Consider the following 21,824-nt stretch of genomic DNA (forward strand, 5'->3'; position numbering starts at 1 on the left):
TTGAATAAAATGACCATCAAAATTGGTTATCCGGACAAGTGGAAAGATTATTCGGCACTCACTATCCAAAGTCCGGAAGAAGGTGGTACTTACTTTGATAACGCCATGAATATTTCAAACTGGAGTTTCAAAAGAAATATTGATAAACTCAATAAACCGGTGGATAAAACCGAATGGGGCATGTCGCCACAAACCGTAAATGCCTATTTCAATCCGTCTAACAACGAAATTGTATTCCCGGCTGCTATATTGCAACCGCCGTTTTACGATTACAAGGCTGATGAAGCGGTGAACTATGGCGGTATTGGTGCTGTTATCGGTCACGAAATTTCACACGGGTTTGACGATTCCGGTTCACGATACAATGCTGACGGTAATTTGGTGAATTGGTGGACAGATGAAGATTTGAAACAGTTTACTGCTTTAGGAACGGCTTTGGCCGATCAATATTCGGCTTTAGAACCGCTTCCGGGAACCAAAGTAGATGGGAAGTTTACTTTAGGCGAAAACATAGGTGACTTAGGAGGAATCAATGCGGCCTACGACGGTTTGCAATTGTATTTAAAAGAAAACGGCAATCCGGGCTTGATTGACGGTTTTACGCCGGAACAACGTTTGTTTATTTCTTGGGCGACCATTTGGAGAAGCAAAATGCGCGATGAAGCCATCAAAAACCAAGTGAAAACCGATCCGCATTCGCCGGGCATGTACCGCGCCTATGTGCCGTTGTTGAACTTGGAAACGTTCCACCAAGCGTTCAACATTCAACCCGGAGATGGCATGTATTTAGAACCTGCCAAAAGGGTAAAGATTTGGTAAAAAATAAAAAACCTCAAGTTACAGCTTGAGGTTTTTTTATGCTTTGCTTTTTGGGATGATTTTATAAGTCAGCATTCCTAAAGGTGTAATTGAGTGTGTTGGCAATTTTATCAGAGAGAATGGTTTTGCCAACAGACTTTTTTGATTCCCCAAACTCCGGCAAAGGCAAACCTAACGCTACTGCTTTTTGGGTGTAATAGTCTTTTCGGGAAGGATGATACGGCGCTACGGCATTGAACACTTCGCCTTTAGTTTTTTGGGCAATGACCGCTTCGATGATGCCGATACAATCGTCTTGATGGATTAAATTAATTGGTGCTTCCGGGTTTTCCAGGTTTTGCCTTCCGGCTAAAAAATGTATCGGATGTCGGTTTTCGCCTATCAATCCGCCAAATCGAATTACGGTAGTTTTAAAGTTGGTGTTGGTTTGCAACAATTTTTCGGTGGCTAACAATTGTCGGCCGCTTTCGGTATCGGGTTCGGGTTGACTATTTTCGGTAACGATGGTATTGTCATCGGCATACACCGAAGTCGAACTGATAAACATTACATGATTGATGGTCGATTTTGCTATAAAAGGAATAAGCGTCGCTATTTTCGCTACAAAATTCTCGGCACCATCGCCTCTGAGTTTCGGCGGAATATCGATGATTAAAATTTCGGATTCTGATAAAAAATCGTCTATTTGGCCAATAACTTCGTTTTCTGTCAACCGAATGGAATACGCTCGAATGTTGGCAAATTCCAAAACAGCTAATTTGGCTTCGGATGTGGTAGAACCTTTGACCGAAAAACCTTTATTTATTAGTGATTTCGCGAGCGGCAATCCCAACCAACCACAACCTAAGATACAGATGTTTTTCATGGACGAAGCGTGTCGTTGGTTACCGAAGTACTGTCTTTAACAAAAGTTCGGTGGTAATTTTGGGTAACGGGTTCGGCCGGTTTTGCGGAGGCTTTCAATTTTTGGCGAATCATTACGGCATCGTTGAGCACAAAAGGAGTTGGTATCATCCAGCTTTTTCTCTTGGCGACACTGAATTGCGGATTGGATAATAAATCAAAAGAACTTTCCACTAAATCCAAGTCGAGTTTTTGGTTGGCCGGAATGGAGAATTCGAGTTCCAACGGGATATTATCGACCACATAATAACTCAACAATTTGCCATCCGTTCTGCCTGAAATATTACTTTTAAAGTCAATTGATTGTACGCCATTGGCTTTGAAATTATTGATTGTGATACCACGGTTGTTAAAAATATCGTAGCGATTCACTTTTCGGTTAGGCGAAATTTTAATGCGATACAAGTGTTGGTTGCCTTTGAGGGTGTCGCGTAAAAATTCGATAGTCGGTTGTGCGATGTTCTTCATCGGCGCTTCGGCCATAAACGTAAATTCGGAACCGTATTTGCTGTACAATTTGTTAGTATTCAAAGGTTTTCCGCTTTTCGGATTATCGCCTAAATACGCTTTAGTCCATTCGTCTAAATTCAAATCATAAGTAGTCCAATAAGCTTTGTTGGTATCGCTGTCTAAAACATACACCAAACTGTTTGGCTTGGCTTTGCCGTAAGTGTAACCCGATTTATAATGGGCTTTGAAGAAAAAACCGATCGCCAATAGAATAAAAAGCGCCGCCCAAATTCTTTTCTTTTCAAACGAACCGAAAATAGGCAGTAAAAGCGAGAAAGTCAGCACTGTTAAAATGGCCGTACCAAACATGACTTTCAACCCTAAACCAACCGGAAACATCTGAATTAAAGGCGCGAGTATGATTAGTGTTGGAATAGCCAATATACAATTCACCACCCAATTTGACTTTTGGGTCAAAACAAAGTATCCTAACATTAAAGTCGTTGACAGTACCGGTACTATCATAAAACCGGCCCCTTTGAGTTTTAAGGCAATGCCCGTATTGAGGAGTAACCAAAGGAATGACGGTGCAACGACTTGGTTCATTTCGGGATGGCGTTTGCCATTGTTTTGATAAAAGAGAAAGCAAATGCCCAGGGTTAAGCTGATAAAAGCATAGCAATAATCTTGACCGTTATAGGTAAATCCTTGAAGAATGTCTTGGTATTCCGGATAAAAATTGAGCAGTAATTTCCAACCGATATAAGTAAGCAACCCGGCAGTGATCATCGCTCCGAAAAGCGGCAAAAAACCTTTGATGATTTCCTCTATTCGAAGGATTTGTTTGCCTAGTCCAATAAACATGAAAAGAATGAGCAAGGCAAAACTCATTATCAGCATCGGCAAAATCCAATCAAAAGGATAGCTTACAAAACCAAACGGCACATTAAAATAAACATCGTCTTCATCGGTATTTAAATCAGACAAATTTGCATTGGCAAAGTGTTTCAACAATGGGAATAAATAGGTTCCTTGGTGCGCCAGGGTTTTTGGGTCTAAATGTTCAAACTTGTCCTGTGAAGTATGATAATCGTAATGGCTGTCGATAAAAGCAAAATTAAACCCTTGGATTTTTCCGGTTTCTCTAAAAACAGTCAAATCGGTGTCGTTGGGTAACATTTTATAAATGCTGTACATTAAGGAGTTTGACACCGGATAATTGGCTTTTCCTGCCCTAAAGGCTTCTACCATTTTAGCATTCCCTTGATTGGTTTCCATCAGCATATAACTTGGACCGGATGAACCTCGGGCTTCAAAATTGAGCACCAAACCAACCTCTTTCGCCCATTGGTGTTGGGTTACGAAAAGTGCAGCTCCGTTAAGGCCTACTTCCTCTGCGTCGCTGAATAAAATGACAATATCGTTCTTATGGGTGGATTTGTTGTGCAAAAAAGCCCGAACACTTTCAATGATGGTAGCCACTCCGGAGGCATCATCGCTAGCGCCGTGTGAAAAAGAATGAGGTGCGCTGTCGTAATGAGAAAGCAGCAATAAGGCCTTGGCGTTGGTTGTCCCTTTAATTTTAGCCAAAATATTTTTCGACTTGACCAAAGTGCCTTTTTCAGTCATGGTAAAACCTTCTTGTAGGGAAGTCTGCAATCCTAAATTTTGCAACTCTTTTTGCAGATAGTTGGCTACACTTTTATGATTTTGTGAACCTACAAAGTGTGGTTTGGCGGATATATTCTTTACAATCTCAAGTGCTCTTTTGGTAGAGAATTCTGAGAGTGGCGCTTCTGTAGCGTCATAGCTTTGCGGCATGATAAAGTAGAAAATACCACTCAGTATTCCTGCCAAAAACAAAAAGCTAATCAGTGAAGGTTGGTTGTTTTTCATTGTTGGTTAGTTGCTTGTTTTGTTGCTTAAACCATTTTTACATGGTAGTAAGAACTAAAATACAAGGTAAATGTACTAAATATCTTTTTTGACCAACACATAAAAATCATTCTCAATGGCCATATACCCTTGATCGTAAATAAAATAGTAAGTGTTTCCGTTTTGGGTTGTTCTGATGTTGGTTAAATAGTCGAAGTCGAAACCTTTGTTTAGCAGTTTAAGCCGAGAGGTTTTCGATTTACCGTCTGTATTCAGTTCAACTAAAATGCGATAATTCCTCCGAAGTTTGTTGTTGGTGTTCCGCATGTAATTATTGCTGTCTTTATTCATTTTGTTATTGAAAGCATTTCTACAACCGTCACCACAAAATTTTTTGTCTTCTCTTCCCACAATTTTTTCGCCGCATTCTAAACAGTTTTTTTCCATAATTTTTTCGGTTTTAATCATAAAAAAGTAGATAAAATCTTATAATACAATAACGAATGTACGAAAAGTATTTCTATTTACAAATAATTGCAATTAATTACAGTCGAAAGTAAATGGTAAGAAACCGATTATTTTTTTTAAGACATGCAACTTTGCCTTGTCGGAAATCGAAATTGAATTCAGACAAACCATCGAATGAATAACAATAACATTTAAATTTTAAAAGCCATGAATGCCATGAGAAACAAAGTACAATTAATCGGTCACGTAGGACAAGATCCGGAGGTAAAAGACCTTGAAGGAGGAAAAAAAGTTGCTAATCTTACTTTAGCTACGAATGATTATTACACCAATGATAAAGGTGAAAAAGTAGAGAACACCGAGTGGCACAAAGTGTCTGCTTGGGGCAAAACTGCCGAAATCATTGAGAAGTATGTAGCCAAAGGGAAAGAGATAGCGGTTGAAGGGAAACTGACCCACAGAAGCTACGAGGACAAAGACGGAACGAAGCGATATGTGACCGAAGTAGTGGCCAATGACATTTTGTTGTTAGGGAAATAAAGTGTCTTCTTTTGACTTCCTCATTTTGTTTTGAAATGAGGAACGTCAGAGGATTTGATCTCAACTCAGTACAGATGAATATCAAGGTCTTTAACATACGTTTGTCAAAGGAATTTTGCCACGATGATCAAACAAGGATGAATGCTTTTTTGGACAGCGTGGAAGTGAAGTTGACTTCAACCAATTTTGTCACCACCGGAAATACGGATTATTGGTCGGTGGTCATTTTTTATACTCTTAAACAGCCTAAAAAGCAGAAAGAAAAGGCTGTTATTTTTGTTGAAGAACTATCTCAGCAGGAAATGCGCATTTTCCAAGCTTTAAAATTGTGGAGAAATGATTTGGCTAAGAAACTGGAATGGTCATCTTTTCGCATTTGTCATAATTCACATCTGTTGGCGGTGGCTAAATCTAACCCGCAAACTTTGGAAGAATTAGCATCGGTTCCGGGATTTGGAAAAACCAGAACGGAAAAATATGGAGCAGCCATATTAACTGTTTTGAATACTTTGTAACCTACAATAACCTTTTTAAAACGATAGCTTGGTAATACTGCTGTTTTAGTTTTTACGATTTCTGTAATAATTTAACGTTAAAAACATAAAGTTGTCAACACAAAAACGTTTTCGACGCTAATTTAAAAACAGTCAAGGATTGTCTTATGATTAATTTGTTTACATTTATTTAACTTATAAATGTCAAAGAGAACCTTGAAAATGAATCGATTAATAACTATACTGATTTTAGGACTCGTTTGTTTTAATGTTGATTTTGGTTTGGCCCAAGTTGGCATAAACACAACAACTCCATTAAGTACTTTGGACATCAATGGCAATTTATCGGTTAAAAACGTTACATTAACAGGGAGTAGTTCGGCTACATTAATTAGTGATGGGGTTTATATTTCTGTTGCACCGCAAGCCACCGATCAAGAATTTAGGTTGCCAAGTCCGGTAAGTTTTCCCGGAAGAATTTACATTATCAGAAACATCCAAAATAGTATTACTGCCAAGCTAACGACTACGGTAGGATTATTGTTTCCAAAAGGATCAACTACCGGAAGCACTGAAATTTTTATGTATGAAGGCAGTAAAAGAAGCATCATTGCCATTAGCGATGGTTTGAATTGGACCTACTTCGACTAAATTAAAAAGCCTTCTATTATTGAAGGCTTTTTAATTTATTGAGCTTTTTAAACAAATCAAACATCGGACATTTTTTGCATCTTTTATCCTCTGATTTCTTGTATTTTTCACAACACTCTGACTTGCAATTCTCGGCAAGTTTGTGCGTTTTAAGAAGCAGTTTTTTACGCTTTTTATCCTTCTCTTTGGTCTTGTTTTTTTCTTTCTTACTCAAAGCTCCGCTTTATTAATAATAAGTACGACCAAAATTCAATTACGGTTTGGTGTTCAGTGAAACCGAACTGGTAACCACCAATTGTTGGATATCACGGTCAAACAAATATAAACCGCCGCGATCTTCACCAATCAAATTGATTTTATCTAAAATAGTCTTAGCCTGTGCTTCTTCTTCTATTTGTTCGGCCACATACCACTGTAGAAAATTATGCGTCGCATAATCTTTTTCACCTAAAGTAATGTGAACAAGTTCGTTAATGGAATTAGAAACAAATAATTCATGTTGGTACAATTCTTCAAACATTTCTTTGAAGGTGCCGAATTTAGTTTTAGGTGCTTTTAGTTCGGTAATCTCAGCATGTGAACCTCTTTCGTTAACATATTTAACGAGTTTTAACATGTGTTGGCGCTCTTCATCAGATTGTGCAAACATAAACTGTGCAACACCCTCCAATCCCTGAACTTCAGCCCAACAAGCCATTGATAAATAAATTTGAGAAGACTCAGCTTCAATGCGAATTTGATTATTTAAAGCTTTTTCAATATTAGATTGTAACATATTTTTCTTTTTTGTAAAGTTAAAAAATTATTCGTTTAACAACTCTTGAAGCAAAGTTAAAAATTCGCCAACATGATAGCCATCAACTAATCCATGATGGACGTGGACTGAAATCGCCATTGTTTTTTTGCCGTTTTCTTCCATCATTTTGCCATAAGAAATTTTAGGACAACTGTCCGGCCAAGTAAAACTTCGCGCATGAGAATAAGACGTAAAATCAACCCAAGGCAAGGCAGAAAAGTGAATCAAATTGCTTTCAAAATCACGGGTAATCAATCCGGTAGTTTGTTGTATTCTCTCTATTTCTTTGCGAGTGATGTCGGCAAAGGCAGTCAAATCTTGGTCGTATACCATTAAAGAAAAACCAAAGGTTTTGTCCTCGCGCAATATGGTAGCTGAAGCGTCAATTTGGTCAAAAAGATAGACTTCATCCTCTATTATTCGGTAGCGAAAATTGTCTGAAGCATTGATTGCTATTAATGTTTTGTGCAAATAATAAGTAAAAAAAGAAACGCCAAGTTCCTTTGCTCTCGCATAAGCTTTCGTACAGTCAACTTTGGCAGTTACTCCAAAAAAAGGTTCTTCCATTTGTTTGAAAAACAAGAAATGCTCCTTTCGGTTCCAAGTGTCAAGGTTTAATTTGTGTTTCACTTTAGGACAGTAATATCGGTAAGACTTCGGTAATTTTTTCCAAAGCTTTGAAGTTAGGATGTTCTACTTTGTGACTGATTTTTTCGTGTTCCCAAGTCGTGTGAAAAGGAATGTGAACCGCATGACCACCAATGTTCAACACCGGCAAAACATCTGATTTTAATGAATTGCCAATCATGAAAAACTCTTCAGCTTTGATTTCCAAACGCTTTAGCAAATCTTCATAATCTTTTTCTTTTTTGTCCGACATCACTTCTATATGGTGAAAATAATGGCCCAAGCCGGAGTTGTGCAGTTTTCTTCTTTGGTCTAACAAATCGCCTTTAGTAGCTACGACCAATTTGTATTTACCGTTCAAAGCTTCTAATGTCTCTTCAACGCCGTCTAATAATTCGATAGGTTTTTGAAGTAGTTCTTTGCCGTATTCGGTAATTTTTTCAATGGTTTCAATAGAAATGGTATTGTTTGAAATCTTCATTGCCGCTTCTATCATCGAAAGAATATAGCCTTTAATCCCGTAACCATACAATTCTAAATTGGCAATTTCGGTTTTAAACAATTCTTGAGATAAGCCTTGATGCGACAAATAATCACTCATCAAAGCACAAAACTTTTCTTCGGTTTCCTGAAAATACGGTTCGTTGACAAACAAAGTGTCATCGGCATCGAAAGCGATTACTTTTAAATTCATGTAATTTGTGTTTGTATTAACTAATCAAAGCACCATTATCTACACCATCCGCATCCGGATTCACGAATACCAGTTTGCCTTCTGCGTTATTGGTCATCAAAATCATTCCCTGACTTTCAACACCACGCAAAGCTCTTGGAGCCAAATTCACTAAAACTGTTACCCTTTTGCCCACAACTTCTTCCGGTGAAAAATGCTCTGCAATTCCGGAAACGATAGTGCGAACGTCAATTCCGGTATCGACTTTTAACACCAATAGTTTATTGGCTTTAGGCATTTTTTCGGCTTCCAAAATGGTTCCTACACGCAAATCTAATTTGGAGAAATCTTCAAAAGTAGAAGTTGGTTTTTGTGGTTCAGTTACTTGGTTTTCCATAACGTTGGCTTTTTTGGTAGCTTCGAGTTTGTCTATTTGTTTTTGGATTTCGTTGTCTTCAATTTGGGCAAATAAGATTTCGGCTTCGCCAATTTGGTGTCCGGCCGGAAGTAATTCAGAAGTTTCCGCAACCGAATTCCAACTCAAATCATTCAACTTTAAAATCTTGGCTAGTTTAGCAGAAGTAAACGGTAAAAACGGTTCGGCTAAAACTTGTAATGCCGAGGCAATTTGCAACGCTACATACATTTGAGTTTGCACGCGTTCCGGATTGGTTTTGACCATTTTCCAAGGTTCTTCATCGGCTAAATATTTATTGCCGAGACGAGCCACATTCATCAATTCCCCTTGCGCTTCTCTGAATCTGTATCTTTCAATCGAACTCGAAATCACCGCAGGATAAGCTTTTAATTCGGCTAATGTTTGTTCGTCTACTTCGCTAAACTCGTTAGGCGAAGGCACTATACCGTCGTAATATTTGTTGGTTAAAACCACTACACGGTTGATAAAATTTCCGAAAATTGCCGCCAATTCGTTATTGTTTCTGGCTTGGAAATCTTTCCAAGTAAAGTCGTTGTCCTTGGTCTCCGGAGCATTGGCCGTCAAAGCATATCGCAATACATCTTGCTTGTCCGGGAAATCAATTAAATATTCGTGCAACCAAACCGCCCAGTTTTTAGAAGTAGACAGTTTATTCCCTTCCAAGTTCAGGAATTCATTCGCCGGAACATTATCAGGAAGAATAAATGTGCCTTCTGCTTTTAACATGGCCGGGAAAATAATACAATGGAAGACGATGTTGTCCTTTCCAATGAAGTGTACCAATTTCGTATCGTTTGACTTCCAATAATCTTCCCAGTTTTTGCCTACGCGAGCCGCCCATTCTTTGGTGGCAGAGATGTAGCCAATTGGTGCGTCAAACCATACGTAGAGTTTTTTTCCTTCTGCACCTTCCACCGGAACATCAATGCCCCAATCCAAATCGCGGGTTACGGCACGAGGTTTCAAACCATCATCCAACCACGATTTAACTTGTCCTAAAACATTGGTTTTCCAATCTTTGGCATGGTCTTCCAAAATCCATTTTTGCAAAAAGTTTTGGTAACGGTCTAACGGTAAAAACCAGTGTTTGGTGGCTTTGATAATTGGTGTTTCTCCGGTAATGGTAGACTTTGGATTGATTAAATCTGTGGCATTCAATGTAGAACCGCAACGTTCACATTGGTCGCCGTAAGCTTCTGGGTTTTCGCATTTCGGACAGGTACCGGTTACGAAGCGATCGGCTAAAAACTGCTCGGCTTTGGCATCATATAATTGCTCGGTAACTTCCTCGATGAAGTCGCCGTTGTCGTATAATTTTCTGAAAAAAGCTGAGGCAGTGTCATGGTGAATTTTAGAAGACGTTCTCGAATAATTGTCGAATGAAATCCCGAAATCGATAAATGACTTACGAATAATACCGTCGTATTTGTCAATTACCTGTTGCGGTGTAATGCCTTCTTTTTTAGCTTTCATCGAAATCGCCACACCGTGTTCATCGCTGCCGCAAATAAAAGCAACGTCTTTTCCTTGTAATCTCAAATAGCGCGCGTAAATGTCGGAAGGCACATAAACTCCGGCCAAATGACCTATGTGAATGGGTCCATTAGTATAGGGCAAAGCCGCCGTAATGGTATATCTTTTTGGATTTTCTAACATATTCAGATAAATAGAGTGCAAAAATAACTTTTTAGCCACGAAATCCCGAATTAATTTTGGGATTTGTTTACTTTTGGGATAGCCAATTTACAATCATTTTTGATTCATGCGAATCCTTTTAATTTTTGTTTCATTTATTACTTTTTCCTCTTACGCCCAAAAAAAGATGATTACACCACCGTATTTGCACAAAGGTGACACTGTTGCCATAGTATCCACTGCTCGAAAAAACATCGATGACAATTTAAAACCAACCATCGACATGCTTGAAGGTTGGGGTTTGAAAGTCAAAATAGGAAGTACAATTGGTTTAGATTATTACCAATTGGCCGGAACAACCGAACAACGAACTGCCGATTTTCAGGAACAATTGGACAACCCGAATATCAAAGCCATTTGGTGTGTTCGCGGCGGATACGGCACAGTGAAAATTATTGATAATTTAGATTTTACTAAGTTTAAGCAAAACCCAAAATGGATTATCGGCTTTAGCGACGTTACCGTTTTGCACAGCCATTTGAACCGAATGGGGATTGAATCGTTGCATGCAATTATGCCGGTCAGTGTAGCAAGAGCAACGGATGAAGCGAAGAATTCTTTGTGCACCGCATTATTTGGTGAAAAATTGCAATACACGCTAGATTGTGATGCTTTGAATCATGTTGGCAAAGCCAAAGGGGAATTGGTTGGCGGTAACTTGTCGATTTTATACAGTTTATTGGGCTCAGCATCGGCGATTGATTGCAGCGATAAAATTCTTTTTATAGAAGATTTAGACGAATATTTATACCATGTCGATCGCATGATGACGAACCTCAAACGCAACGGTTGTTTGAGCAGTTTGAAAGGGATTATTGTTGGCGGGATGACCGAGATGAAAGACAACGAAATTCCATGGGGAAGAAATGCGTTGGAGATTATTGAGGATACCGTTAAAGGATTAAATATTCCTATTATTTATAACTTTCCGGCCGGGCATATCCGAGACAATCGCGCTTTGATTTTTGGAAGACAAATTTCGATGGAAGTTACGGCTGAGACCAGTAAAGTGGTTTTTGAATGATTTTAAACATTAAGAGGTTAAGAAAATCAAAGGTTTCATTAAGGCTTAATTTTTCTTAATGTAAAAACTTAACTTCTTAATGGTAAACCAAAATTAGGAAAGCAAAAGTAAAATGGCACAACATAACGAGCTTGGTAAATTTGGGGAAGAATTGGCGGTGGAATTTCTACAGCAAAACGGCTATACTATTTTGGAAACCAATTGGTCTTTTCAAAAAGCGGAAATTGACATTATCGCGCAAATTGGCAATACTTTGGCCGTAGTGGAAGTCAAGACACGTTCTTCTATCGAATTCGGTTTGCCTCAAGATTTTATAAAACCCAAGAAAATCCAATTGTTGGTTAAAGCCGTAAATGAGTATGTCACGAAAAATGATTTAGAATTTAGTATTCGTTTTGATGTTATAGCTGTTTACAAGGAAGAAAATAATTATAATATTGATCATATTATTGATGCTTTTTACCATTTTTAGCCCTAAACATTGAAAAAAGCTGTTAAAAATTGATTATATCCTGAATTTCAATAACTTTACAAAAAAAATTAAAGCTATGAAAAGAATCCTACTATTCTTTGTGCTCTTGTTGTGTGCTTTGCTCCCTGCACAAAACAGAATAGCACAACAAGTATTAGCGTTGCAAAACCTAAATACTAATTTCAAAGACTTATCGGTTTTACAAACCAAAGCCAACCAGTTCGAAGCACAGGTAAGTGGCGTGGTTAATGACGCTACTTTGACAACCGTTGAATTGTCTAAAGTAAACGAAATTGCACAAAATCAATACGAAGCCATTAAGTTGCAAATTCCTTACCAAGGGCAAAACATTGAAGTGTTGCTATACAAGGTGACGCTTTTTACCGAAGATTTCAGTTTGGATACTGATAAAGGCAAAAATGTGTTTTACCCAAAAGGGGCTTATTATCGGGGTATTGTCAACGGAGATTTGAATTCGGTAGCTTCTTTTAACTTTTTCAACAACGAATTCAACGGAATTATCTCAGGGGAACAATGGGGAAATTTGGTCATAGGAAAACTTGAAAAACCCAACAACTTGTTAGATTATATAGTGTATTCAGACGCTAAGATGAAAGTAGCTAATGATTGGGATTGTCATACCAAAGAGGAAGGTTTTGAAATGAATGAGTCAAGTTTTACTGCCAGAGAAAATAATACTCTAAAATGCGTTACTTTTTATTTTGAGGTTGACAACAACTTATACATTCAAAACAACAGTGATCTTATCTCAACCACCAATTGGATGACATCGGTGTATAACAACGTGCAGACTTTATTTACCAATGATGGGATCACTACTGCCTTGAAATCCATATTTGTTTGGACAACTGCTGATCCATATGTTTCCCTTCCTTCGGGGTCTAACTCAGGGGTTTATTTAGGTACTTTTGCACAAAACCGACCGGTATTTAACGGAGATGTAGGGATGTTGGTTGGTATTGATCCGGGCGGATTAGGCGGTGTAGCCTATTTGAATTCTGTTTGCGGTCAATCTAATTATGCTTATTCTGATGTGAACTTCAGTTTCAATACCGTGCCAACTTACTCTTGGACAATTCAGGTAATTACCCACGAATTCGGACACTCCTTAGGGTCGCCGCATACGCATGCGTGTGCTTGGAATGGCAACAATACTGCCATTGATGGTTGCGGGCAACAAGCAGGTTACAGTGAAGGCAGTTGTGCTCAAGGACCAATACCTACCAATACGGTTAGGGGAACTATAATGAGTTATTGTCATTTGGTCTCCGGAATTGGAATTAGTTTTGCCAACGGATTTGGGCCATTACCCTCGACATTAATTTCCAATACTGTTAATGCTAAAGGTTGTTTGAGTTCCGATTGTATCAATACTTGTATTAATACCGTGGTTGAAATACAAATTAATAATATCACACAAACATCTGCAGTGATAACTTGGAACGATTTAGACAGTACCAGAACCACTTGGCAAATTTCAGTTACAACTTTCGGTACTGCCTCTTCATGGCAAACGGTCAACGGAAATTCATATACCGTAACTAATTTAGTTCCTAATAGATACTATGAGGTCAGATTGCGACCAATTTGTACCGGACTTACCCCAACCATAGAAAGAAAAGTTTTTGCTACCAATGGCGATTTCTGCGAAGGAATGTTATTCACGGATACCGGAGGAGAAAATGGTGCCCATACCAATCTGGAGTCTTATACCAGAACGATGATTCCCAATCAACCTAACCAAAGCTTAATGGCTATGTTTACTGCTTTTGAATTGGAATTGGATTATGATTATCTTTACATTTATGACGGACCTGATACCACTTATCCTGAGTTTCAGCCGGAAGGTTACACCGGAACTAACTCGCCCGGAACAATAGTGTCAACGGCACCTGATGGTTCTTTAACATTCAGATTTTATTCTGATCAATTTGTGACAGCACCGGGTTGGACAGCCACTATTTCTTGTGTTCAATCTCTCGGCGTTGCTTCCAACGACTTTATAGATTACAGCTATTATCCTAATCCGACTAACGGAATGGTTTTGATTAAGTCGAAAGACGCTATCAAAGAAATTTCAGTTTATAATGTTCAAGGCCAATTGTTGTTGCGTCAGAAAGGGAACGAATTGACTTCGGAAGTTGATTTGTCTTCCTTCTCCAAAGGCACGTATTTCTTCAAGTTGAAGATTAATGAAACGGAAACCAATTTCAAGATTTTGAAGATGTAGGTTAAGATTGAATCATATATGTTCATATAAAAAAAGGGCGTTCATATTATTGAACGCCCTTTTTACTTCTATTTTCTTAATTATGAATGCAACGAATTATTGAACCATCAATTCCATAAACTCCAATGCTCGAGAAATAGATTTTACATTTTCAAAGGTCAGCAACAAGCGCAATCCGTTTTTGGTTTCCTTCTCCTTCATTTTGCAAATATTGCCATGCTGTTGCACAAATCGCAGCACCTTCGAAAATTGTCTCGAATTGTAATACTCCGATTGTTGGTCGGAGACAAAATAACCAATCAATTTGCCTTGTTTCATCACTATTTTTTCAATACCCATGTGTGTGGCAATCCATTTGATGCGAATGCTGTTCAATAACGCCTTAGCTTCATTAGGCAATGGTCCAAATCGGTCGATAAGTTTGGCTTCGTAAGCTTTTAATTGGTCTTCGGTTTTAATATTGCCCAACTCGTTGTACAAGTTCAACCGCTCAGTAATATTGTTGATGTATTCATCAGGAAATAGCAATTCAAAATCGGTGTCGATTTGCAATTCTTTGACATATTCTTTGGTATCGATGTCGCTTTCGGATTCGTATAATTCCTTGAATTCGTTTTCTTTCAACTCTTCAATGGCCTCGTTCATGATTTTTTGGTAGGTCTCAAAACCAATCTCATTGATAAAACCGCTTTGTTCACCTCCCAATAAATCTCCGGCACCGCGAATCTCCAAATCTTTCATGGCAATGTTAAAACCACTGCCCAATTCGCTAAATTGTTCCAAAGCCTGAATGCGTTTGCGGGCATCTTCGGTCATGGCGGAGTAAGGCGGACAAATAAAATAACAAAAGGCTTTTTTGTTGCTACGACCCACGCGACCACGCATTTGGTGCAAATCGGACAATCCGAAATTATTGGCATTGTTGATAAAAATGGTATTCGCATTCGGCACGTCTAAACCGCTTTCGATGATGGTGGTGGCTACTAAGACATCAAAATCACCATTCATAAAACCAAGCATCAATTCTTCTAATTTAGTACCTTCCATTTGGCCGTGACCAATACCTACTCGGGCATCGGGAACCAATCGCTGAATCATACCGGCAATCTCTTTAATATTTTCAATGCGATTATTGATAAAGAATACTTGACCGTTTCGTTGAATTTCATACGAAATCGCATCACGAATCAATTCTTCATTAAATCCAACCACTTGCGATTCAATTGGATATCTATTCGGCGGCGGAGTCGTAATTACGGATAAATCACGAGCAGCCATCAACGAAAACTGTAAGGTTCTCGGAATAGGTGTTGCGGTTAAAGTCAAGGTATCAACGTTGGCCGCAATGGTTTTGAGTTTGTCTTTTACGTTGACACCGAATTTTTGTTCTTCGTCTACAATCAACAAGCCTAAATCTTTAAACTGTACATTCTTGTTCACCAATTGGTGCGTCCCAATGATGATATCCAATTTGCCGGAAGCCAATTCATCCAAAGTTTGGGCTTTTTGCTTGGCGGTTCGGAAACGGTTGAGGTAACCTACTTTCACAGGCATGTCTTTTAAACGTTCCGAAAAAGTGCGGTAATGTTGGTAGGCCAAAATGGTGGTTGGAACCAAAATAGCGACTTGTTTACTATTGTCCACCGCTTTAAAGGCGGCACGAATGGCCACTTCCGTTTTTCCGAAACCTACATCGCCACATACCAATCGGTCCATCGGGCGGTCTTTTTCCATATCGGCTTTGACGTCTTGTGTGGCTGTGATTTGATCGGGCGTATCTTCGTAAATAAACGAACTTTCTAATTCTTTTTGCAAATAACTATCGGGCGCAAAAGCAAAGCCTTTTTCCAATCTTCGCTTGGCATACAACTGAATCAAGTTGAACGCAATATGCTTAACACGTGCTTTGGTTTTTTGTTTTAAAACTTTCCATGCATTCGACCCGAGCTTGTATATCTTGGGCGGTGTGCCGTCTTTGCCGTTGTATTTCGAAATTTTATGGAGCGAATGGATGCTTACGTATACTATATCATTATCGGCATAAACGAGTTTAATCGCTTCTTGGGTTTTGCCTTCGACTTGTATTTTTTGCAATCCGCCAAATTTCCCGATACCGTGATCGATGTGGGTTACGTAATCGCCTACAGATAAAGAATTGAGTTCTTTTAAGGTGATGGTTTGCTTTTTGGAATACCCGTTTTTGATACTGAATTTGTGATAGCGTTCAAAAATTTGATGGTCGGTATAACAAGCCACTTGGGTTTCTTCATCGATGAAACCTTGGAAAAGTGAACCTACAATAGTATGGTATTGTTTGCGAACATTCTCGTGATTTTCTTCGTCAATCGATTCAAAAATATCGTGAAAACGATTGGCCTGTGCTTCATTGGCACAGTACAAATAATTGGTGTAACCGTTGAAATGATTGTCGCTCAAATTGTTGAGTAACAAATCAAATTGTTTGTTGAACGACGGTTGCGGTTGGATGTGAAATTCGAAAGTTTTACCAATCTTAAACAAAGGGTTATTCGACAACTCAATGAGGGTAAAATCGAGAGCTTTTCGCAAAAACCCTTCCTGATTTAAGAATAAATGTTCGGGCGAAGCGTGTTTGACATCTTTCGATAACTTGTCAAAAGTTTCGATGGCTTTGCCGAAAAGCTTGTCGAGTTGCGAAGTCAGATGCGTTGTGTTTTCAATACACAAAACAGTTTTGTCGCTGATGTAATCGAGAAAACTTTCGCGGTTTTCTTTGATGAATTTATTCTCTAAATTCGGAATAATGGTAATCTTGTTTTGTTTTTCAACCGACAATTGGGTTTCCACATCGAAGGTTCGAATACTGTCCACTTCATTCCCAAAAAACTCTATGCGGTAAGGGTTATCGTTAGAAAACGAAAACACGTCTAAAATCCCGCCTCGCACGGAAAACTCGCCGGGTTCGGTGATGAAATCCACGCGTTTGAACTCGTATTCAAACAACACTTCATTGATAAAATCGATGGAAACATTATCGCCTACTGCTACTTTTAAAGTGTTTTTGTCGAGTTCTTTTCGGGTCACCACTTTTTCAAAAAGCGCTTCCGGATAAGTAACAATAACCGCAGGTTTTTTGCGCGAATTGATGCGGTTGAGCACTTCGGAACGCAACAATACATTGGCATTATCAGTTTCTTCTATTTGGTACGGACGACGATAAGAACTCGGATAAAACAACACATCGTTGGCGCCAATCATTTGCTCCAAATCGTTTAAGTAATAGGCAGCTTCTTCTTTTTCGTTGAAGATGAGCAAATAGGGTTTTTCGCTGTTTTTGAAAAGCGCGTTAAACACAAATGAAAACGACGAGCCCAAAAGACCTTTCAGCTGTATTTTAGCCAAAGGTTGTTCCAAACTGTCCGCAATTTGTTTGACTTTAGGCGAATGCAGGTAACGGTTATATAAAGCGTTTTGACTCAAAACTTAGGGTAAGGTTTTTTCTTTTTGAAAGGATTTTGGTTTAGGAGTAGTTGGAATGGCTCTGGTGGTATCTAACATTCGCAGCATATCGCTTTCGCCTTCTTCTATTTTAATCTGACTTTTACGGGTAATTTCTTCCAGCTGAAATTGCAAAGCATTCACTTCGGTATTTATACTCGGAATCAATTCCACAATTTTTTTATCCGGAATTTGTTGTAGATGGATATATAAGTTAATAGCATTGATTTTGGTAGTTATAGCTGCAATACGGCTTTTGACTTCCGGAGTATTGTAGGCTATCGGGATGTTGTTATTGAGTTCTAAAGCTCTTTTAGACAAGGTCTTGGCTTTTTGTTTGAAGGCGCTGATACTGCTTTTGGGTTTCTGCTCCAATTCGGTTAAAAACATACGCCATTCTGCCCAATTCCCGGTCAATGTCCCGGCTGTTTGAGTTACCGGCTTTGAATTCAAATGCCATGCTTGGTTGATATTGTTGAAAATAGCCTCTTGCTTTTTGGCTTCTTTTTCTTGTTCGAGTAAGCGGATTTTAGGATCTTCTTGACAAGAAACCAAGAGTAGAGAGCATACTATAAGTTGCAACAAATTGATTTTCATTAACCTTAATTTTTACATCACAAAGGTACAAAGGTAAAAGGAAACTTATTAATGAAGTAGTTAAAGGGAATGTAATTTTTTAAGACCATTCCATTTACGAAAACGTTATCTTTGCCAAAACACTCGGGTTACTGGCTATATTGAACCGAATGTTCGGCTTAAAACACACAACATGAATACAAAAATTTTAATCATTGGAGCTTGCGGTCAAATCGGGACAGAGCTTACCAAAAAACTCAGAAGTATTTACGGAACTGACAATGTAATTGCTTCAGATATCAGAAAATTAAATATTGATATCGTAAACGAAGGCATTTTTGAAGTAGTCAATGCTTTAGACTTTAACCAGATCGAACATTTGGTCGAACAATACAAAATCACCGATATTTATTTGATGGCGGCTTTACTATCGGCTACTGCAGAAAAAAATCCTGCTTTTGCCTGGGATTTGAATATGAATTCGCTTTTTCACGTCTTGAATTTGGCGAAAGCCGGTAAAATAAAGAAGATATTTTGGCCTTCAAGTATAGCCGTTTTCGGACCAACAACGCCAAGAAACAACACGCCGCAATATACCATCATGGAACCCACTACGGTTTACGGTATCAGTAAGCAAACCGGGGAAAGATGGTGTGAATATTACCACAACATTTATGGTGTAGACGTGCGCAGTATTCGCTATCCGGGCTTAATCAGTTGGTCGACTGAACCCGGCGGTGGCACTACTGATTATGCCGTTGATATTTACCACAAAGCTTTAAAAGATAAAAAATACGAATGTTTTCTTTCAGAAGACACCGCCTTACCAATGATGTATATGGATGATGCGATTCGTGCCACGGTAGAAATTATGCAAGCACCGTCTGAAAATATTAAAATTCGCTCTTCCTATAACTTGGCAGGAGTGAGTTTTACTCCGAAACAAATAGCTGCTGAAATTAAAAACCACATTCCGGATTTCACCATTTCCTATAAACCTGATTTTCGCCAAAAGATTGCCGACAGTTGGCCGGCTTCTATAGACGACAGCTGTGCCCAACAAGATTGGCATTGGCAACACCAATACGATTTGGCTTCGATGACGGTTGAAATGTTGGAAAACTTGAAATAACACTTAAAAGAAAAACCCCAAAAGTATTCGCAATTTGGGGTTTTGTTTTTCTGTGGTTGAATATCATCACGAGAGTTTTAAGGTCATGCCTTCTTAACTTCAAGTTGTTGATGGTGCGAAGCCACGTTTATCCTTTTTTTTCTTTTAAGGTATTGATGAGTTCCTCTTCAATCGGGGCTTTGATTTCTACCACTTGGTCAACGTTGTCGTTGGGAACGGTCATAGATAGGACGTAGTGTTTGATTTTCCATTTGCCGTTAGTGAAAACCAACACGCCCGAACCGCGACAAATTTTCATTTGAGTGTCTAATAATTCATCAAACCACGCTGTTTTTTTATCACTGCTGAAGTAAATATTTCGTTCTAAAGCGGTAAAGTTCCAGGCTTTGCCTTTATCAAAAATAGGCTTGGCAAAAGCTTGGAAAGCAGTTTTATTCCAGTTTTCGGTCGCATCGGTTCCGATAAAGATGGAGTCGTCCGTTAAAGCGTCAAAATAGTTTTTGAAGTTGGCTTCGGCGGCGTCTTTGTGCCAGGTGTCGAGTAGGAGATTGATGTTTTTCTTATGGTCAACCGGAGTTGGTGTTTTTTTGGCTTGCCCGAAAACAGTAATTCCGGTCAGTAAAATCAGGATTAGTGTGAATTGTTTCATGGTTTTCAAAGTAAAGTTTAGCAACAGTAAATATACGTTTTACATTAGTTGGTGGCGATTAGTTTTCGTATTTTTATAGAAATATTTTGCCCTTTATGAAAAAAAGAGAGTGGTTTATCGGATTGACATTGTTGTTTTTACTCGGATTCTCTCTGACCAGTTGGTATTGTGCCAAAAAAGAAGAAACCACTCCAAAGAAAGCCTCAACGGGAAAGTTTCATTACGAAGAAGTTTCCTTGTCGTTTGACAGCACGGCTGTAACTTCTTTTTATGCCAAATATCCGAAGTTGGTTTTGTACCAAAAACAAGCCGTTGCTTTGTATCGAAAAAACCAATACAATTACCTCTGGTACGATAAAAAAGGACGCAAAGAAACCGCTGAAGTCATCTACAACAAGATGAATAATTTGTTTGAAGAAGGTGTTCAGGCCAAAGTGCCTTATAAGGAAATACTCGACGGTTTATTTGTCAAAACCACCGCCAAACCCAATGTCGAGGTTGAATTGTTTCTGACCAATTACTATTTCTATTACACCAACAAAGTGCTTCAAGGGATTGACAGTACTAAAACCGAAGAGTTAGGGTGGTATTTGCCGAGAAAGAAATTGTCTTACGGGCAATACCTCGATTCGATTTTGATTGACCCTAAACTCATCGACAACAAAGAGCCATTAATCGGACAGTATTACAAGCTTAAAAAGGTCTTGCAAAAATACCGGGAGATTGAAAAAAACGGAGGTTGGGAAGCGATTTCGGCGCCAGCTGATTTCAAGCAACTCAAACCAGGGGATAGTTCGCAGTTGGTGGCACAAATTCGAAAGCGATTGTTTTTGACCAATGACATCGCTTCGGACTCGAAAAGCAATATATATGATGAGTCGTTGCAAGAAGCCGTTTTGAAATACAAAAAGCGCAACGGTTTTACGGAAGATAAAATTCTCTTGCCCAAACACCTCAGCGAAATGAATGTGCCCATTAGCGATCGCATCAAAACCATTATGGTCAACATGGAACGCTGTCGGTGGATATCGACTGATTTAACCAAATCCAAAGAGTTTATAGTGGTCAATATTCCATCTTATCGCCTAACCTATTTTAAAGAAGGAAAAGTCGCTTTGGTCTCTAATGTAGTAGTAGGAACGGCGCTCAATGAAACGGTCATTTTCAGTGGCATGATGAGTTATATCGTGTTCAGTCCGTACTGGAATGTACCGAAAAGCATCCGCGATAAAGAAATCCTTCCGGCGATTAAAAAGAATAAAAACTATTTGGCCAAACACAATATGGAATGGAAAGGCAGCATGATCCGTCAGAAACCCGGTCCGAATAATTCGCTGGGGTTGGTGAAGTTTTTGTTTCCCAATTCCAATAACATTTACTTACACGATACGCCTTCCAAGAATTTATTCAGTCAAGAGAAAAGAGCGTTTAGTCATGGTTGTATCAGAGTCGCAAAGCCTAAAGAACTGGCCAATTTGATTTTGCAAGACGACCCGAATTGGACACCTGAAAAAATTGAAGCGGCCATGGAAGGCAAAAAAGAAAAGTGGTATACGTTGAAGAATAAAATCCCGGTTTACATAGGTTATTTCACCGCTTGGGTGGATGATGATGGTTTGGTGAATTTCCACAAAGACATTTACGACAGAGACAATGCTTTGGCGAATTTGTTGTTGGAGGAATAAGGAAGTAGTGTGTTGGAAGTTTTTATGATTTCAAACCCGCTATTTCAACATTAAGAAATTAAGATTTTGCATTAAGTATTGTTAAGCCTTAATGAAACCCTTAATTTTACTTAACTTCTTAATGTTTA

The 21,824-nt window shown here is 38.8% G+C and carries 19 protein-coding genes; 9 read left to right on the top strand and 10 right to left on the bottom strand.

Annotation, left to right across the window (positions count from 1 at the left end; all coding sequences use genetic code 11):
- Positions 1 to 819, top strand: an 819-nt coding sequence (locus tag ACIQ32_RS05125) for a M13-type metalloendopeptidase (RefSeq protein ID WP_396194620.1), incomplete at its 5' end; no start/stop codon positions are given.
- A gap of 61 nt (positions 820 to 880) precedes the next feature.
- On the opposite strand, the gene ACIQ32_RS05130 is transcribed toward ACIQ32_RS05125, so the two are convergent.
- The 3 genes from ACIQ32_RS05130 to ACIQ32_RS05140 form a co-directional block, all read right to left on the bottom strand.
- Positions 881 to 1,684, bottom strand: coding sequence for an SDR family oxidoreductase (locus ACIQ32_RS05130; protein WP_396194621.1), 804 nt, complete (start codon positions 1,682 to 1,684; stop codon positions 881 to 883).
- Positions 1,681 to 4,068 (bottom strand): M20/M25/M40 family metallo-hydrolase, encoded by a 2,388-nt coding sequence (locus tag ACIQ32_RS05135; RefSeq protein WP_396194622.1) that lies wholly within the window; start codon positions 4,066 to 4,068, stop codon positions 1,681 to 1,683. The genes ACIQ32_RS05130 and ACIQ32_RS05135 overlap by 4 nt, the downstream gene beginning before the upstream one ends.
- Before the next feature lie 75 nt (positions 4,069 to 4,143).
- The gene (locus ACIQ32_RS05140; protein WP_396194623.1) at positions 4,144 to 4,494 is read right to left on the bottom strand and encodes a hypothetical protein; all 351 of its coding nucleotides are present in this window, start codon (positions 4,492 to 4,494) and stop codon (positions 4,144 to 4,146) included.
- 228 nt (positions 4,495 to 4,722) lie between these two features.
- Between ACIQ32_RS05140 and ACIQ32_RS05145 the strand changes: the two genes are divergently transcribed.
- The 3 genes from ACIQ32_RS05145 to ACIQ32_RS05155 all read left to right on the top strand — a co-directional run bounded on the left by ACIQ32_RS05145 (position 4,723) and on the right by ACIQ32_RS05155 (position 6,200).
- Complete coding sequence (locus ACIQ32_RS05145) at positions 4,723 to 5,055, top strand: single-stranded DNA-binding protein (protein WP_396194624.1); 333 nt, start codon at positions 4,723 to 4,725, stop codon at positions 5,053 to 5,055.
- Between the two features lie 137 nt (positions 5,056 to 5,192).
- A complete protein-coding gene (locus ACIQ32_RS05150) occupies positions 5,193 to 5,570 on the top strand; it encodes an HRDC domain-containing protein (protein ID WP_396194626.1) in 378 nt (125 codons plus the stop codon).
- A gap of 180 nt (positions 5,571 to 5,750) precedes the next feature.
- The gene (locus tag ACIQ32_RS05155; RefSeq protein WP_396194627.1) at positions 5,751 to 6,200 is read left to right on the top strand and encodes a hypothetical protein; all 450 of its coding nucleotides are present in this window, start codon (positions 5,751 to 5,753) and stop codon (positions 6,198 to 6,200) included.
- Positions 6,201 to 6,453: 253 nt separating this feature from the next.
- Here the strand turns inward: ACIQ32_RS05155 and ACIQ32_RS05160 are convergent, their stop codons facing one another.
- The 4 genes from ACIQ32_RS05160 to metG are packed head-to-tail and all read right to left on the bottom strand — an operon-like array spanning position 6,454 to position 10,391.
- Entirely contained in the window at positions 6,454 to 6,975 is a 522-nt protein-coding gene (locus tag ACIQ32_RS05160; protein ID WP_171221141.1) for a ferritin, read from the bottom strand.
- Positions 6,976 to 7,002: 27 nt separating this feature from the next.
- Positions 7,003 to 7,626 (bottom strand): CatA-like O-acetyltransferase, encoded by a 624-nt coding sequence (locus ACIQ32_RS05165; RefSeq protein WP_396194628.1) that lies wholly within the window; start codon positions 7,624 to 7,626, stop codon positions 7,003 to 7,005.
- 1 nt (position 7,627) lies between these two features.
- Positions 7,628 to 8,317, bottom strand: coding sequence for an HAD family hydrolase (locus tag ACIQ32_RS05170; protein WP_396194629.1), 690 nt, complete (start codon positions 8,315 to 8,317; stop codon positions 7,628 to 7,630).
- Between the two features lie 16 nt (positions 8,318 to 8,333).
- Positions 8,334 to 10,391 (bottom strand): methionine--tRNA ligase, encoded by a 2,058-nt coding sequence (gene metG / locus ACIQ32_RS05175; RefSeq protein WP_396194630.1) that lies wholly within the window; start codon positions 10,389 to 10,391, stop codon positions 8,334 to 8,336.
- Positions 10,392 to 10,557: 166 nt separating this feature from the next.
- Here metG and ACIQ32_RS05180 point away from each other — a divergent pair, with 166 nt between their 5' ends.
- The 3 genes from ACIQ32_RS05180 to ACIQ32_RS05190 all read left to right on the top strand — a co-directional run bounded on the left by ACIQ32_RS05180 (position 10,558) and on the right by ACIQ32_RS05190 (position 14,177).
- Positions 10,558 to 11,454: an LD-carboxypeptidase gene (locus ACIQ32_RS05180; RefSeq protein ID WP_396194631.1), complete on the top strand. Its 897-nt coding sequence runs from the start codon at positions 10,558 to 10,560 to the stop codon at positions 11,452 to 11,454.
- A gap of 112 nt (positions 11,455 to 11,566) precedes the next feature.
- A complete protein-coding gene (locus ACIQ32_RS05185) occupies positions 11,567 to 11,926 on the top strand; it encodes a YraN family protein (protein ID WP_396194632.1) in 360 nt (119 codons plus the stop codon).
- A gap of 76 nt (positions 11,927 to 12,002) precedes the next feature.
- Positions 12,003 to 14,177 (top strand): M12 family metallo-peptidase, encoded by a 2,175-nt coding sequence (locus ACIQ32_RS05190; RefSeq protein WP_396194633.1) that lies wholly within the window; start codon positions 12,003 to 12,005, stop codon positions 14,175 to 14,177.
- Between the two features lie 96 nt (positions 14,178 to 14,273).
- On the opposite strand, the gene mfd is transcribed toward ACIQ32_RS05190, so the two are convergent.
- Both mfd and ACIQ32_RS05200 read right to left on the bottom strand, forming a co-directional pair.
- Positions 14,274 to 17,636 (bottom strand): transcription-repair coupling factor, encoded by a 3,363-nt coding sequence (gene mfd, locus ACIQ32_RS05195; protein WP_396194634.1) that lies wholly within the window; start codon positions 17,634 to 17,636, stop codon positions 14,274 to 14,276.
- 3 nt (positions 17,637 to 17,639) lie between these two features.
- Entirely contained in the window at positions 17,640 to 18,251 is a 612-nt protein-coding gene (locus ACIQ32_RS05200) for a hypothetical protein (protein WP_396194635.1), read from the bottom strand.
- A 172-nt stretch (positions 18,252 to 18,423) separates the two neighbouring features.
- On the opposite strand from ACIQ32_RS05200, the gene ACIQ32_RS05205 reads away from it, so the two are divergent.
- The gene (locus ACIQ32_RS05205; RefSeq protein ID WP_396194636.1) at positions 18,424 to 19,362 is read left to right on the top strand and encodes an L-threonine 3-dehydrogenase; all 939 of its coding nucleotides are present in this window, start codon (positions 18,424 to 18,426) and stop codon (positions 19,360 to 19,362) included.
- A 127-nt stretch (positions 19,363 to 19,489) separates the two neighbouring features.
- On the opposite strand, the gene ACIQ32_RS05210 is transcribed toward ACIQ32_RS05205, so the two are convergent.
- Positions 19,490 to 20,011: a nuclear transport factor 2 family protein gene (locus ACIQ32_RS05210; protein ID WP_396194637.1), complete on the bottom strand. Its 522-nt coding sequence runs from the start codon at positions 20,009 to 20,011 to the stop codon at positions 19,490 to 19,492.
- A gap of 95 nt (positions 20,012 to 20,106) precedes the next feature.
- On the opposite strand from ACIQ32_RS05210, the gene ACIQ32_RS05215 reads away from it, so the two are divergent.
- Positions 20,107 to 21,696 (top strand): murein L,D-transpeptidase, encoded by a 1,590-nt coding sequence (locus tag ACIQ32_RS05215; protein WP_396194638.1) that lies wholly within the window; start codon positions 20,107 to 20,109, stop codon positions 21,694 to 21,696.
- Positions 21,697 to 21,824: the final 128 nt, after the last annotated feature.

The sequence above is a fragment of the Flavobacterium sp. genome, from assembly GCF_044373165.1.
Classification (GTDB): domain Bacteria; phylum Bacteroidota; class Bacteroidia; order Flavobacteriales; family Flavobacteriaceae; genus Flavobacterium.